General features: G+C 46.9%; 10 protein-coding genes and 1 tRNA gene. 8 read left to right on the top strand and 3 right to left on the bottom strand.

Annotated features, from left to right (window positions below; all coding sequences use genetic code 11):
• Positions 1–5: 5 nt before the first annotated feature.
• On the bottom strand, positions 6–956 hold the full coding sequence (locus ACZ2XM_RS06235; protein WP_490587537.1) for a hypothetical protein: 951 nt from the start codon (positions 954–956) through the stop codon (positions 6–8).
• A 596-nt stretch (positions 957–1,552) separates the two neighbouring features.
• On the opposite strand from ACZ2XM_RS06235, the gene ACZ2XM_RS06230 reads away from it, so the two are divergent.
• The 8 genes from ACZ2XM_RS06230 (at position 1,553) to ACZ2XM_RS06195 (ending at position 12,659) form a co-directional block, all read left to right on the top strand.
• A complete protein-coding gene (locus tag ACZ2XM_RS06230) occupies positions 1,553–2,503 on the top strand; it encodes a glycerophosphodiester phosphodiesterase (RefSeq protein WP_490587536.1) in 951 nt (316 codons plus the stop codon).
• Between the two features lie 526 nt (positions 2,504–3,029).
• Positions 3,030–4,421, top strand: coding sequence for a fatty acid desaturase (locus ACZ2XM_RS06225; protein WP_490587535.1), 1,392 nt, complete (start codon positions 3,030–3,032; stop codon positions 4,419–4,421).
• A gap of 368 nt (positions 4,422–4,789) precedes the next feature.
• A complete protein-coding gene (locus ACZ2XM_RS06220) occupies positions 4,790–6,337 on the top strand; it encodes a protein adenylyltransferase SelO (RefSeq protein ID WP_490587534.1) in 1,548 nt (515 codons plus the stop codon).
• A 371-nt stretch (positions 6,338–6,708) separates the two neighbouring features.
• Entirely contained in the window at positions 6,709–9,042 is a 2,334-nt protein-coding gene (locus tag ACZ2XM_RS06215) for an NADP-dependent malic enzyme (protein ID WP_490587533.1), read from the top strand.
• Between the two features lie 199 nt (positions 9,043–9,241).
• On the top strand, positions 9,242–10,471 hold the full coding sequence (locus tag ACZ2XM_RS06210) for a tRNA nucleotidyltransferase/poly(A) polymerase-related protein (RefSeq protein WP_490587532.1): 1,230 nt from the start codon (positions 9,242–9,244) through the stop codon (positions 10,469–10,471).
• Between the two features lie 108 nt (positions 10,472–10,579).
• On the top strand, positions 10,580–11,347 hold the full coding sequence (locus ACZ2XM_RS06205; RefSeq protein WP_490587855.1) for a pteridine reductase: 768 nt from the start codon (positions 10,580–10,582) through the stop codon (positions 11,345–11,347).
• 51 nt (positions 11,348–11,398) lie between these two features.
• A tRNA-Ile gene (locus tag ACZ2XM_RS06200) sits at positions 11,399–11,475 on the top strand.
• A gap of 383 nt (positions 11,476–11,858) precedes the next feature.
• Entirely contained in the window at positions 11,859–12,659 is an 801-nt protein-coding gene (locus tag ACZ2XM_RS06195) for a DUF5020 family protein (RefSeq protein WP_490587531.1), read from the top strand.
• A gap of 129 nt (positions 12,660–12,788) precedes the next feature.
• Here ACZ2XM_RS06195 and ACZ2XM_RS06190 read toward each other — a convergent pair whose 3' ends face one another.
• Both ACZ2XM_RS06190 and ACZ2XM_RS06185 read right to left on the bottom strand, forming a co-directional pair.
• On the bottom strand, positions 12,789–13,172 hold the full coding sequence (locus ACZ2XM_RS06190; RefSeq protein WP_490587530.1) for a TehB family protein: 384 nt from the start codon (positions 13,170–13,172) through the stop codon (positions 12,789–12,791).
• A 241-nt stretch (positions 13,173–13,413) separates the two neighbouring features.
• Positions 13,414–15,105, bottom strand: a complete 1,692-nt coding sequence (locus ACZ2XM_RS06185; RefSeq protein WP_490587529.1) for an alpha-keto acid decarboxylase family protein — start codon at positions 15,103–15,105, stop codon at positions 13,414–13,416.
• Between the last annotated feature and the right edge of the window lie 239 nt (positions 15,106–15,344).

Here is a 15,344-nt window from a genome sequence, read left to right as displayed (position 1 = left end):
TTATATTAATAAGTGCTGTCTTCTTCAATGATGACCATATCGATGGTTTTATCGGTTGGCGGGGTCAATTTTTTAGTGTCTTGTGCTGGTGCATTAGGGGTGCTAGTGACAGAATCCTTTGGTTTGGCCGTTGGCGCTGGGTTACTAGCCGCAGGTGCTGGTTTTGACGGCGTAGTAGGTGCAGCAGGCTTCGTGACCGTAGGCTGACGAATCTGGGTGTCTGCTTGCTCACGACGACGCTCTTGCTGGGCGGCACGGCGCTCTTGCTGACGGCGTTCTTCTTGCGCATTAATTTCAGCACGGCGGCTGGCAATAGCGTTTTGCACTAGCGAGCCGGCCATCACATCCGAGACCATCCCGATAATCGCAGGTTCACCGGCAATACGAGTTTGCAGCTGACCCCCTTGTTGGCCGACCACATAGCTAAAGCTATCATCAACCAACATATTATTATTTAAGCTAATGTTTTGCTCAGCTAGACGCTCTTGTAAGCTCGGACGACCGGCTGCTGAATAGACTTGATTGGCTTGATACAAGTCTTGGCTAGGCAAGGTCATGCTGACGCTCGCTTGGCAGGTGGTCATGCCATTACTATTGGTCGCCTGCAACACCGTTGGGTTTTGAATATCAATCAGTACATTGCTAAGTTGGCCAGATAACGCGCTTGATTCTAGGCTCATATTAGCTTGCTGAGCATAAGCGCTTGCAAACCCTTGTGCCTTTTGATTCAAAGCATTCTGTAAAGCAACTTTCAACCGATCTTGTACCATAGGGTCGTCACAATCGGCAGCAGCCACACTCACCACTTCGGTATCCGTCTCTGTTTGTGCCACTTCAGTCTCGGTCTCAGCCTTCTCTTTGTCGCTGCGGTCACAGCCTGAAAGGGCTAACGTGCCAACCAGCCCAACGCCGACCAAGGTGAGCCAGCTTTGCTGTTTGTACTTTTGGAAATTCATAATGACCTCATTTTAAAATTAACGGTATCGATGGGTTGCAATGGGGATAGACCTTGCCGCGACTCTACTTTAGAGTGTAAAAGGGAGTGGCGACGCAAGATAGGCTTTGATGGAGCATTGTTTAATAGAGCACTGTTTGATAAATAATTTAAAACATATAGTTAACACGTAGCCAACGCAACTAGTTAAGCCAAACAATGGGACAAAGTGACTCTTAATACAAAATCACTCTTAATACAGAGAATAATCACCTTGTCCGACAATGCTATTGTCATAAAATCTCGCTATTATACGAGTTTTTATAAGCTGCTTCATTATTAACTTATGTTGATTTACGTCACTAAACCCGCTATTTCTTTACATGAAAGCTGTATTATTCGTAAAACTAGCCTAGTAAATCTGAAATACTAACAATAGCTATTAATTAGAGTGGCTAATATTATATTACACTACAAGCTATAGCTTAAGTCGTTATATTGGCAGTGATTTATGTTGGTAATAGTTTATATTGGTAATGAGCATGGCATACAACTTAACGCCTGTTTTATGTCACTAAAGCGTTATAAATATTTTTAGGATTCAAAAGGACCGTAGTAATGACTATAACGGCTGGCTATGTGGCCTCCTCTAGCGCAATAGCTCATGGCAAAATTAGCGAGCCAGAAGATACCGAGTCTAAAGATTCAGCCGCCTTATCACGTCTGGGTAATAGTAGTGCGCTGCTGGCGGCGACCTCGCCTTTGCTATTGGGCCATCGCGGTGGTCGTGCAGAGTCTGTAGAAAATATGCCGGCGGCCCTTGTACATGCCTGTAATCTACAGAATCGAGGCCTCGCTGGTATCGAGTTTGACGTGCAACTGAGTGCTGACGGTCACCTCATTATCTTCCATGATGAGACGCTACTGCGTTTGGGCAAACAGCAAGCCCGGATCGACCAGATGACGTTAGCTGAGATCCGCCGTATTCGGATTTTTAATGAGTCGATCATGGCGCTCGACGACTTACTCACCTACCCATTAGCGCCCGTGTCACTAGCTAGCCGTACGCTCCTCAAGGGGCAAGCTAACGTTCAACCAGCGACGCCCCGCCCCGCTACACTTTATAATGCCATGATGGGCTTTAATCATATCGAGCTTGAGATTAAGACCCATGAGCGTACCAACTATACTATGCTCGTCCGCGCCCTCGAAGACAGCCTCATTCGTGGCGGGATTGCTAAGCTGCCCTTAGTATTGACCAGTTTCGACGTTACTTTATTGAATATGCTCTACCGCCACCCCATATTATCTAAGATACCGCGCGGTTTATTGAGTGAGACGCCGGAGATGATAGCCCAACTAACGCATACGGCCACACGCCTAGCCTGCCGGCAAGTGGGCGTACATTATCCGCTGATTGATGCCACTTTGGTCAAGCAGTGTCGCCGTGCCGAGCTGACAATTAGTGCCTGGACAGTCAATGATAGAGATGAGGCGAATAAACTGCACCATTTAGGGGTGGATGTCCTAATTACCGATCACCCTCGTGCTTTTTTAGAATTTATGTAAGACTATGATTTATAGGATAATAAATTTTTAATTGGCAAGTTTTTTGGCTGTCCGTTGTACATTTAGCAATAACTGAGTAATAATTATTGCTTAACTATTTTTTAGTGTATGAGTGTTCACTTTTAAATCTATTTAGCGTATTATGTAGGCGAATAATAGACAGCTAGAGACTAGCCTAGCGTGTTAATGACCCTGTCTTAACTTGGGTGACCGATTGCGGGACAATCGCAGTTACGGAACCCTATAAGTTATTAGTAGACTAAGGTATTAGCAAAGCCGATTGGCTAGTGACATTAGCGACCCTGAAACTCAGTAGTTACTATTTACCTCATTTTCTATAACTTAACCAAGACGCTATAACTTAATCAAAACTCTATGACTAACTAAGAGCTTTTAACCGTTGTAATTTTTCACCCTTGGTCTTTCTTACTTATTTTCTATAGCCTGCACCATCTACTGTGCACCCCAATAACCCGTAATACTTTTTAATTTATTTCTCTTAAATTCACTTATTTAGGAACGCTCTATGCTAGCGAAACTTGTGACCACTTTACCGCTAAAAAGCCTACGTGCTGCCATGCGGGCCTCCTCTTCTTTGATTGGGGCTGCAGGTGCACAGGCTGTAAAGTCAAAGTCTACTACTACCTCTGCTGCTCAGCAAAACGCGGTGCAAGCAGACACTGGCAAAGCGGTGGCTAAACTACCTACAGGTAATTTAGTCCCTGCCGATGCGACCGCCGCTGAAGTCCAAGAGTGGGGCTTTAAACACGCGCCTATTAATTGGATACCAGCAGCAGTATTGATAGCCACGCCTCTAGCGGCGGCCATTATCACCCCTTGGTATTTAATGACCCATAAAGTGAGTGCGCCCGTTTGGGGCGTGTTCGGAGCCTTTATGGTTTGGACCGGCATGAGCATTACGACCGGCTACCACCGTCTAATGGCGCATCGTGCCTATAAAGCACATCCGCTAGTGCGTAACTTTTTCTTGGTAGGCGCAACCTTAGCTGTGCAGGGCTCTGCCTTTGATTGGTGTTCAGGTCACCGTACCCATCACCGCCATGTCGATGATCCGATGGATGACCCGTATTCAGCCAAGCGCGGATTTTGGTTCAGCCATATCGGTTGGATGCTACGCGAGTACCCAAGTGGTAAGTTTGACTATAAAAACATCCCGGATTTGACCAAAGACAAAGTGCTGCAAATTCAGCATAAATACTATGGTCTATGGGTATTGGCCGCCAATGTTGGCTTGGTTGCCGCCGTCGGTTGGTTGGTTGGCGATGTCAAAGGTACCTTGGTACTTGCTGGTCTACTACGTCTGGTATTAACGCATCACTTTACTTTCTTTATCAACTCGTTATGTCATATGTTTGGCAGCCGTCCTTATACGGATACCAACACAGCACGGGATAACTTCTTACTGGCTATCTTTACTTGGGGTGAGGGCTATCACAATTACCATCACTTCTTCCAGTATGACTACCGTAATGGGGTCAAATGGTGGCAGTATGATCCTACCAAATGGACCATCTTGGCGCTATCAAAACTGGGCTTAACCAGTGACTTACGTACCGTTGATGATTTGACGATTAAGCATGCTGAAGTACAGATGCAGTTTAAGAATGCTGAAGCGCAAATTGAAAAGGCTACTAACGGTCAGCTTGATATGGGCGAAAAAATGCATCAGTTTAGAGATCGTATTAAGTTTGAATACGATGCCTTTACCCAGACGGTTGCAGAGTGGCAAGAGTTGAAAGCTAAAGCTATCGAATTGAAAAAGACCGAATTTGCGGATCGTCTCCATGAAGTTGACGAAGTCCTAAAAGGTGAATACAGCAAAATCGAGAAGAAAATCTTTACGCATAATGATAACTTGCGTCAAGCTTTCCGCAGCGTAGGCTACCGTCCTTCTTAAGCGCTATTCACCGCAGTAGCTTAATTTGAGCGACTGTTGGTTTACCCTATTAATGTCCTGTTTTCTCCTGCCCTTTATTCTAAGAATAGAGGGTTTTTTTATGCGTTAGAACTTTGCAGAAAATAGCAGTGCTATAGATAAGCTAGGAAGGGACAACGGTCAGCGCCTAGTAACATACAACCGTCATAAATACACTCAGCTGGCTTAACCTAAGGGGAGAAATGGGCTACACTAGAGCTTATAAGGTTCTTTTTATGGACCTAGCCTTTATAGATTTAACCTTTATTCACCCAGTCTTTATTAGATAAGGCCTGCTACGACCCTGCCCGACCTAACCCCTTCTACCCAGCTCCCTAGCGATGCCTCTTATGAATTATCAAAACAGCTACGCCCGTCTTGACCCTCGCCTTTATCACCGTCAGTCACCGACACCGCTGACCAACCCTCAAGCCGGTCACTTTAATCCGCAGGTCGCGCAGCACCTTGAATGGGACCAAGACGAGACCTTGATGGCGCGTTGGGTCGAGATCTTGGGGGGTCATTATGTGCCTGAAGCATTTGCTCCCTTATCCATGGCTTATGCAGGTCATCAATTCGGCCAGTGGGCTGGACAGTTGGGCGACGGTCGCGGGTTATTGATGGCACAAGTCGTCGATAACACCGGCAAGCTGCAGGATTTACACCTAAAAGGCTGTGGGCTTACCCCGTATTCGCGGATGGGCGATGGTCGTGCTGTATTACGCAGTACCATTCGTGAGTATTTATGCGGTCATGCGCTCAATAATGTGGGTATTGCTTCGTCGGATGCGTTAGGTTTTGTGGTATCAGAAACCCCAGTTCGCCGTGAGCGTATGGAACAAGGCGCCGCGTTAATGCGTGTGGCAGACTGCCACATCCGCTTAGGCCATATCGAATGGATAGCGAGCTTTGCCCCCGATTTACTAGCAGAATTTACCGACTATATGATCGACACTTATTATCCTGAGTGTCGCCAAGCCGATAACCCTGTGGCCGCTTTTTTAAGTGAAGTAGTGATTCGTACTGCGCATATGATTGCTGATTGGCAGCTGATTGGTTTTGCCCATGGGGTGATGAATACGGACAATCTATCGATTACCGGCAGCACGCTCGACTTTGGTCCATTTGGCTTTATGGAGCGCTTCAATCCCGGTTGGATCAATAACCACTCTGACCATACAGGACGCTATAGCTATCAGAATCAGCCCGCTATAGGCCATTGGAATATGAATGTGTGGCTGCCCCACTTTATGCGCTTGCCCAATATCGACCGCAGTACTTTAGCAGACTGCTTGGAGCCGTACGAGACGGCCTTTATGACCCGCTATCAGCAAGGGCTCTGTCGTAAGCTGGGTCTGCCGTTCTCACGCGATAGTATGGCGTTAGCTTTCGAATGGCTCACCTTGATGGAAGACCATGAACTGGACTACACCAATAGCTTCCGTGCGCTGCTTGGGTTGCTGCGTAGCGAGTTGCTACCCGACACAACGGCGGCGCCTGACTACGAGCATGAGCAGCACTTATTGCAGACCTTGGAAGCTGAGCTTAACGACGCTGGTACTGAGGCCTTCACGGAATGGCAAGGCTGGCGCACGCGCTATCTAAATGCGATGCAAGCCGCTAGTGTGGCTGCAGATGACGCTAGCAATGACGCCTCTAACTCTAAGTCTTTAGCCGACCTCTTAACCGTCATGGCTATGAACAATCCTGTCTATATCTTACGCAATAGTATGGCGCAGACCGCTATCGAGCAAGCCACGCTAGGCGACTTTGCTGAAGTCGATCGCTTATACCAGCTATTGGCTGCCCCTTATCAAGTGCATCCTTTAGCGACGTCTGCGGACACGCAACCGCCAGCACCAAATGCGCCCATGTTACCCATCAGCTGCTCGTCCTAACTCAGCGTGGCGCAATTGGTACAAATGTAACCTGAAACTAAATAAAGACCTTAATTTAGCGCTTTTCCCTAGCTGTGACTGGTCAGTGAAATATCATTGATGCTAGAATACCATTACCATTATATGCTTAATCGCTTTTTAGTAAGTGCAGCTGCTTGACATTAAAGCGGCTCGCACTACGTGTTTTGAAAAGGGCTCATCTCCATAGGCCCTAGTAAACCCATAATAAGCGAGTAAGCATTCCGTTGCTAACGCGAATAAATTTCGCCACCATCCGACACTGTACCCTAGGTCATAGGCTTAGGGGCTCGGCCTGTCGTCTAGGTGTGTGATTTATTCCTCCAATCCCGACCAACCGCTTTTACTATCTTATGAATGAAACCAGCACTTCCTCCGCCTTAAAGGACATAAAAGAAATGGATCAACAACAGTTCGAGCAAGCCGCCCTTCATTACCATGAGCACCCACGCCCAGGTAAAATCTCAGTCACGCCTACCAAGCAATTAGCCAACCAGCGTGATCTGGCGCTTGCCTACTCGCCTGGCGTTGCAGTGCCTTGCTTAGAAATTCAAAGAGACCCGAAACTGGCCGCTAAATATACGGCCCGTAATAACTTAGTGGGCGTTATCACTAACGGTACTGCAGTATTGGGCTTGGGAGATATTGGTCCTTTAGCGTCAAAGCCGGTCATGGAAGGTAAAGGCGTCTTATTTAAGAAGTTTGCTGGTATCGATGTTTTCGATCTTGAGCTTGCCCAAAACGACCCTGATAAATTTATCGAAGCCGTAGCCGCCCTAGAGCCTACCTTCGGTGGTATTAACCTAGAAGATATTAAAGCCCCAGAATGCTTTAAAATTGAGCGCGAATTGCGCGAGCGCATGAATATCCCGGTCTTCCACGATGACCAACATGGTACTTCTATTATCGTTGGTGCCGCCCTATTAAACGCGCTACTGCTCACCGGTAAGAAAATCGAAGAAATCAAAGTGGTTTGTTCAGGTGCCGGTGCCGCTGCCATCTCTTGCTTAAACCTAATCTGTGCCCTAGGCGTCAACTCAGCCAATATCTTTGTCTCTGACTCACGCGGTATCATCTCTACTAGCCGTGAAAACTTGGATGAATCCAAGCTACAGTATGCTCGTGATACCGATGCCAAAACCCTTGAAGACGTCATCGCAGGGGCAGATATGTTCCTAGGCTTGTCTATGCCGGGCGTGTTAAGTGTGGACATGGTTAAGAGCATGGCCAAAGACCCTATCATCTTTGCTTTAGCCAACCCAACGCCTGAAATCATGCCTGAACTTGCGCATTCAGCCCGTCCTGACGTGATTATGGCTACCGGTCGTTCAGACTATCCAAACCAAGTGAATAACGCGCTTTGCTTCCCTTATATTTTCCGCGGTGCTTTAGATGTGGGTGCCACTACGGTCAATGAAGAGATGAAAGTCGCTTGTGTGAAAGCTATTGCGGCCATGGCTCATGTTGAGCAGCAACCGACTAAAAACGTGCGTAGCTTAGAGAGCATGAAGAGCTTTGGCGCTGATTACCTTATCCCTGGTCCACTAGAGCCAAACCTAATCATTGAAATCGCTTCTGCGGTAGCTCAGGCTGCGATGGAATCTGGCGTCGCGACTTTACCTATCGAAGATATGAAGGCTTATCGTCAGCAATTGTCTGAGTTTGTTTATAACTCAGCATTCGTCATGAAACCTATCTTTGCTAAAGCCAAGCAAGACCCGAAACGTATCGTGTTCTGCGAAGGCGAAGACCAAAACATCCTATTGGCCGTGCAGGTCGTCGTTGATGAAGGTCTGGCTTATCCTATCTTAGTAGGCCGCCCTGCTGTCATTGAAGCCAATATCAAATCATTAGGCCTACGTCTAGTCAGCGGTGAAAACATTGATATTGTGAATCAAGACGATGACCCACGCTACAAAGACTACTGGCAGTTCTACTACGAGCGTAACAAGCGCCATGGTGTGAGCGTTGAGCTCGCCCGTCGTGATGTGCGTCGTAAGACCACCCTTATCGGCTCACTATTGGTCGAAAAAGGCGATGCTGACGGCATGATTTGCGGTACTTTCAGCTACTACAGCTTGCACTTGAAATACGTCCAAAACGTCATTGGCAAAAAAGAAGGCGTGAATGACTTTTATGCAATGAACGCTATCTTGATGCAAGACCGTAATATCTTCATCGCAGATACGTATATTCATGAAGACCCAACCGCTGAGCAATTGGCAGAAATGACCGTGTTGGCCGCTTCACAATTGCGCCGTTTCGGTATTACGCCTCGCGTTGCCCTAGTTTCGCACTCTAACTTTGGTACTTCTGACAAAGCCAGTGCTGTGAAAATGCGTAAGGTACACGAGCTATTATCCAATATGGACGTGGACTTTGAATTTGATGGTGAGATGCATGGTGATGCAGCGCTTAGCGAAAATATTCGTAATGAAGACTTGCCCTCTAGCACGCTGCAAGGCTCAGCTAATCTGCTGATTTTGCCAACATTAGATGCTGCTAATATCGCTTTCAACTTATTGAAAACAGCAACCAACAGCGCTTCTATTGGTCCTATCCTATTGGGCGCTAGCAAACCCGTCCATATCTTGACGCCATCCGCTACTGCTCGCCGTGTGGTCAATATGACTGCGCTAGCCGTGACCGAAGCGCAAGACTTAATCGCGGAAGGCGCTGCTAAATAAGCCAGCCTGAGCCATGAGTCTTTACGGTTATCTAAACTAGCCGTAAGCCTCTGCTATACTAAAACCCGACCATTCTATCTTAGAGTGGCGGGTTTTTTAGTAAGCGGGCTTTACTGGCTAACTTTACTTACTAAGCCTAAAAAATTCGAATTTAAATAATACACACTCTAGTAATTAGCGTCATTTTAAGGAAGTTGCCATGCGTATTTATTTGGTCGGCGGTGCCGTTCGGGATCAATTGTTAAATAGACCGTTAAAGGACAAAGACTTTATGGTCGTTGGTGCCACGCCGGAGGAGATGCTAGCCGCTGGATTTTTGCAAGTGGGCGCTGACTTTCCCGTATTTTTGCACCCAAAGACCAAAGAAGAGTATGCTCTGGCGCGTACTGAGCGTAAATCTGGGCATGGCTATCAAGGCTTTAGCATTCATGCCAGCCCTGAAGTCACCTTAGAAGAGGACTTACAGCGCCGTGATTTAACGATTAATGCGATGGCGTTAGAAGTCACTAGCTTATTTGACGACACCCCACTTACCGGGGAAGTCATCGATTATTACGGGGGCCTAGCCGATATCGAGACTAAGCAATTGCGCCATATCTCGGCCGCCTTTAGTGAAGACCCATTGCGAGTCCTCAGGGTAGCGCGTTTTTACGGTCGCTATTACGATTTAGGCTTTACCATTGCCGATGAGACCTTAGCTTTGATGCAGCAGTTGGTCAGCTCCGGTGAGTTGACGCATCTGAGTGCGGAGCGGATTTGGACGGAGTCTAGCCGCGCCACCATGCAGACTTCGCCACAGGTCTATTGGCAGCAGCTGTTTGCCATTGGCGCCTTAGCAGCTAACTTTGCGCCTCTGCACGAGGCTTGGCAAGATACTAAAATTCGTGAGACCGTACAGACTTCCCTATATTTCGCAGGACAAATGCAGCTGAATTTATCGCAGCGTTGGGCCTTACTAATGAGCAGTCTGCAGCCTAGTCTGTTCTACGGTGAGGCAATGGTTAGTGAGGCAGTGGCTAGTGAGATAGCAGCGGATCAATTAGCCGAAGCGCTACCCGCCATCGCTACTATGAGTCATACCGCGAAAGTCCCCAAAGAGCCGTCGCAATTTGCCACAGCTTTCTTACAACAAGTAGCGCAGCTGGCCACGATTGAGCAGTTGTCTGCCGCAGACAAATTAGCGCTAGTACAGGCCAGTGGCGCACATAAGCAGCCGGAAAAACTGGCACAGTTACTAGTCACGCAACAAGTTCTCGCTCTCGCCCGCCAGCACCGCGAGATGATGCTCGCACTCAGCAGCTATCATGCCGTCGGTATGGACGCTATTGACGCTAATCTAAAGGGGGCTGCGATTGGCGTAGCTTTGCATCACGCACGCACGCAACATTTAGAGCAAGTGCTAGCCAATGATGACCCAGGTCACGCCTAAGTAAGAGTAAGAGTAAGAGTAAGAGTAAGTTATCGTAAAATTGGTAGTTAGGAGACCGTCAAATTGGCCATTCCTGCAGCAACTTTAGACCAGACAGCGGCTCCAGTCATGCCCGTAATGTTAGTCACGGGCAGTGCCAAACGTATTGGTGCGGCTATCGTGCGTACAGCGCATGCAGCAGGCTATCGTGTGCTTATCCATTACCATCGCAGTGAGCAGGCCGCTACAGCGCTGGCTGATGAATTAAACGCTATACGAGCGCAGAGTGCTGCCCTGCTACAAGCCGATTTGAGTATAGTGAATAATCCTGAGGCGTTAAGCCAATTTACCCAACAGATTATCGACCAGTTTGGGCAGTTGGATGTGCTGGTGCATAACGCCTCACGCTTTTATCCCACCGCTATGGGCGCCATCACCTCATTACAATGGCAAGAGTTGTTTCTTACCAATGCCAAAGCGCCTTTGCTCCTTACGCAAGCCCTGACACCTTATTTAGCAACGCAGCAAGGGTGTGTCATTAGCCTATTGGACATCCATGCTCACGATAAGCCCTTTCCCAACTATACCGTCTATAACATGGCCAAAGCCGCGCACCGCTCGATGGTACAGTCTTTAGCGTTAGAGCTTGCCCCCGCTATTCGCGTCAATGGTATTGCCCCAGGCGTAAACATATTACCCGACCCTAGCAGTGATCAGGCTATCGATCCACCGGTGCAGCTGGCCGTTATCAAGGCCATTCCCCTACAACGTATTGGCACCCCTGCCGATATCGCTGACTGCGTATTGTATTTGGCACAAGCGGCTTATATCACAGGACAAATCATCGCTATCGATGGCGGCCGTAGCCTAACGTTAGCCGGCAACCTTAGCCCATAACTTTTACTTGAATATTTTATAGATTCAGGTATCATTATGCGTCTATTGCTAGGGCCCATAGCTCAGTTGGTTAGAGCGTCCGACTCATAATCGGCAGGTCGACAGTTCAAGTCTGTCTGGGCCCACCACATTCAACCCCAATGAACTTTATGTTTATTGGGGTTTTTTATTGCCTAAAATAACGTGGTTTTTTCTCTATACCTATAATTTTTAAAATTAATAGGCAATTAATCCTAGAAAATAATATGGTAAGTTAATAAATACAAACCATAACTTTAGCTTACTTTATTAATATAAATTTACGTAAATAGTCTTTATTTTTCTTTTAAAATTTATTGTTACTGGGCATGAAATATGGTTAACTGGTTAAAGCCTTGTTAATAATTTTATTAATGGGGCTCTCAAATCTAGGCTTATAGTAATACTAGCGATAAGAAAATCTGATTTTGCTTATTATCTGGTTATTGCTTATAAGTTTTGAAGGACTAATTACCTATTATGGAGCCCCACTGTGAGTTTAGACCTATCTACTGTCGTATCTGCACCCTATCATTCTGCTAGCTCCACCCCCTCAAACAAAGTTAAAGCCCTCACTCAACTCACTGTTGCCCTATGTACGTTAGGGGCGCTCACCAGCGTCCAAGCGAAAACCTTGTTTACTGACACCAGCATCTCTGGCCTTTATGGCACAGATTATGAATTAGTACCGGATGGTACTCTAAAAACCATCACTTTAGAGCATGCGTCTAGCCATGACTGGGGCGGCGTATTTTTCTTCGTGGATCGCCATCAAGGCGAAGACGATGCTGCTGGCAAACAATTTAAAGAAACGTACGGCGAGCTGTCCCCTAAGCTCAAACTGGCACAATTCGATAACAGTGGTTTTATTAAGCAGGTAAACCTAGCGGGGACCTACGAGTTTGGCTCCAACAGCAATGGCTTTAGCCAAGACAATTACCTAGTGGGGGTTGGCGCAGATTTAAACGTCCCTATCCCGGGGATGAAATATGCCTCTGCCACGCTCTACCATGCCTTTAATGACAACACGGCTGATGACCAACAAATCACCCTAACCTACGGGTGGGAGCGCAATAATATCGTGATTGATGGCTATATCGATTACTCTTTTAATAACGATGATATCGAAGACAACCTGCATATTAATCCGCAAATTAAATACAATCTGCAACAGGTATTGGGCATTGATAACCGTTTAGAAGTCGGTATGGAATACAGTTATTGGAAAAATAAGTATGGCATCGACGGTGTAAATCAAAGTACGCCGAGTGCCTTAGTAAAATTCCATTTTTAGGTCGTATTATTGACGTGTATTAAACGTTATGCAGCCCTGTTGCTTATACTAGGCCCCATAAAAAAGCCCCACTCACTCTTGGAATGGGGCTTTTTTAGTCTAATGGTTTGTTAATCCAACAGTTTTGAATCACTCAGTAGCACCATCAAACAACTTCTCAATAGGTTTACTATGAATCTTCGAGCTGCTAAACATCGCTTTGCCCTCAACATCACCTTCCGTCCAGAAATTGATATTAAACTGGGCATCATCACTTAACTCTACCCGGTGCCAATATTGCGGCGGACTGGTCGCAAAGCTGCCCGCTTGAATCACTACGGTCTGCTCAGGCTCAGTAGCGGCCTCATCTGGGAAGCCATAAAAAGTAACCGTACCTTGCATCACACAAATCTGGCCAAACACGCCTTCTGCCGTATTATGATGGGTCAATAGCGCTGGCGGTACATTATCCTTGGTAAAAAAAGGCGTAGAGCGTTTGACTCGCCAATGGCTAGGAATGACTAAATGACTCATGGTAACTCCTTATTATGTCAGATTATATTAACTCTGTTTGCTATTATCTTATCGCTACCAACCATACTACGCTTTGCCGGCACGAAGTCAAATAACCCCTCTAGTGAGTAGCAGGCCAGCGCTATAGCACTTAAGGCTTACTCCCTAAGCACTATTTGCAAGAGCCCTATTTGTATGAGCCCAATTTATATAAATAGCAACAGCAGGGCTGAAAATCTATGCCGCGTTATGAAGTTATGGATTAATTCGCTTTAGGCTTAAGCGCAGCCGTAATATGCTTTAACAAGGGCGGAATGTCCTGCTTATCCGTCATTATTTCTAATAGCACTAACTTATCACGGGTGCCATGGATATGCTCTAGTGCCGCTTTTAGCTCACTTGGGGTGCTGACTTTGAGCGTTAGGCAATTGTCCTCAGTACCGCCAAAGGCGTAAGGCATCATCTGCCAATTACATTGGGGAATATCATTGTAAGGCTGTAACTCCCCATGAATGGCGCGTTCAACCGTATAGCCGTCATTATTAATCACGATCAGCACTGGATTGAGCTTTTCACGAATCATCACGCTTAGGTCTTGAATGGTCAGGAGTGCGGAACCATCACCAATCAGCAGCACAGTGCGTTTATTAGGAGAGGCAATCCCTGCCCCCAGACTGGCCGGTAAAGTGTAACCGATAGAGCCCCACATAGGCTGACCATAAATCGTCACGCCAGCGGGCAGACGCACATCGCTAATGCCAAAATACGACGTACCCTGCTCGGCAAAGACCAGGTTACGCTCATCCAATTCTTCAGCGATGATATGCCATAGGTCGGCTTGCAGAATAGGGCCGTCCTCTGCCCCCTCTTGCTCATGGACGCCATCAGGATTATTCAGCGGCATAGGCTTGACGTCAATACCTGAGGTCAATACTTCGTGCAAGGCCTGAAGCGCATCCTTTAATCCTAGCGGGGCAAAAGACTTATCGCCTACTGTAGCGCGCTCATAACGAATATCAATCACGCAGGTGTCATCAATATTTTGGCTAAAGCCTGCCGTCGTGGTATCGGTATAGTTTACGCCGACTTTAATCAAACACTCGCAGTTCTCAACCGCATCTTTGACCACAGGGCGTGAAGCTACTCCGGCATAGACCCCAGCCCAACGCTCACTGCACTCATCGAGCAAGCTCTTGCCCCAAGATAACGTCGAATAAGGAATCTGGGTATCGGCTATCAGCGCTCTTAATTGCGGCTGTAGGCCAAAACGATGCACAATTAAATCGGCTAATAATGTGGTGGTCTTACCCGGAATAAAGTCAGTTAGCGCTTGCTTAAAGTCGGCCAGTGCTACTTGACTGGTGATATTCTCTTCGCTATCAGCCAGTTTGGTAGTCGGTGGATAAATCGGCAACTTCGCCACATCTGGGGATAACATGAGATAACCCGGACGATGGGTCTTTTGAATCATACGAATCACGCGGTCAATCTCTGAAGCCGCATTTTCTGGGGTGATACGGCCACACGCAACCGTAACCGGCTCTACCATACGCATAAAGTGATCAAAACCACCATCGCCCAAAGTATGGTGGATACGACGCTTGGCGTCTTGTAACGCAGTGGATGGCGCGCCAACAATATGCAAAACAGGCACATACTCGGCAAACGAACCCGCTGTGGCATTAATCGCTGACAGCTCGCCCACCCCAAACGTCGTCACCAACGCCCCAAAACCTCGCTCTCGTGCATAACCATCCGCGGCATAACCGGCGTTAAGCTCATTGGCATTACCTACCCAGCGCAACTTATCTGAGGCGATAATATTGTCTAAAAAAGATAGGTTGAAATCGCCTGGTACGCCAAATACTTCGCTAGCGCCAGCTTCTGCTACTCGGTCAAATAGGTAATCAGCGATCGTATAGTTTTGATCCGTGGTCATCTTTGCAACGGTCATTATGAAAATCCTTCTCTCTTATGTTGTTATGGTTAAAGGTTTTTTATCGATATTCACTAAGCTATTTCATGGCTTAAATGAGGTCTGCGCCTAGTGAATAATCAAACAAATAGTTATAACATGTATTCCATAAATTGATAAGGTAAATATTATGCAAAATTTTGCCTTTATTTTAAAAAGGGTGTTGACAGCCAAATGAAATCACGTATAATACGACCCCACAGCGATACAGCAATCGT

Source organism: Psychrobacter sp. CoH-33_TS_01 (genome assembly GCF_058189395.1).
The sequence above is the reverse complement of the archived record's forward strand: the minus strand, read 5'-3'. Positions and strand labels throughout refer to the sequence as shown.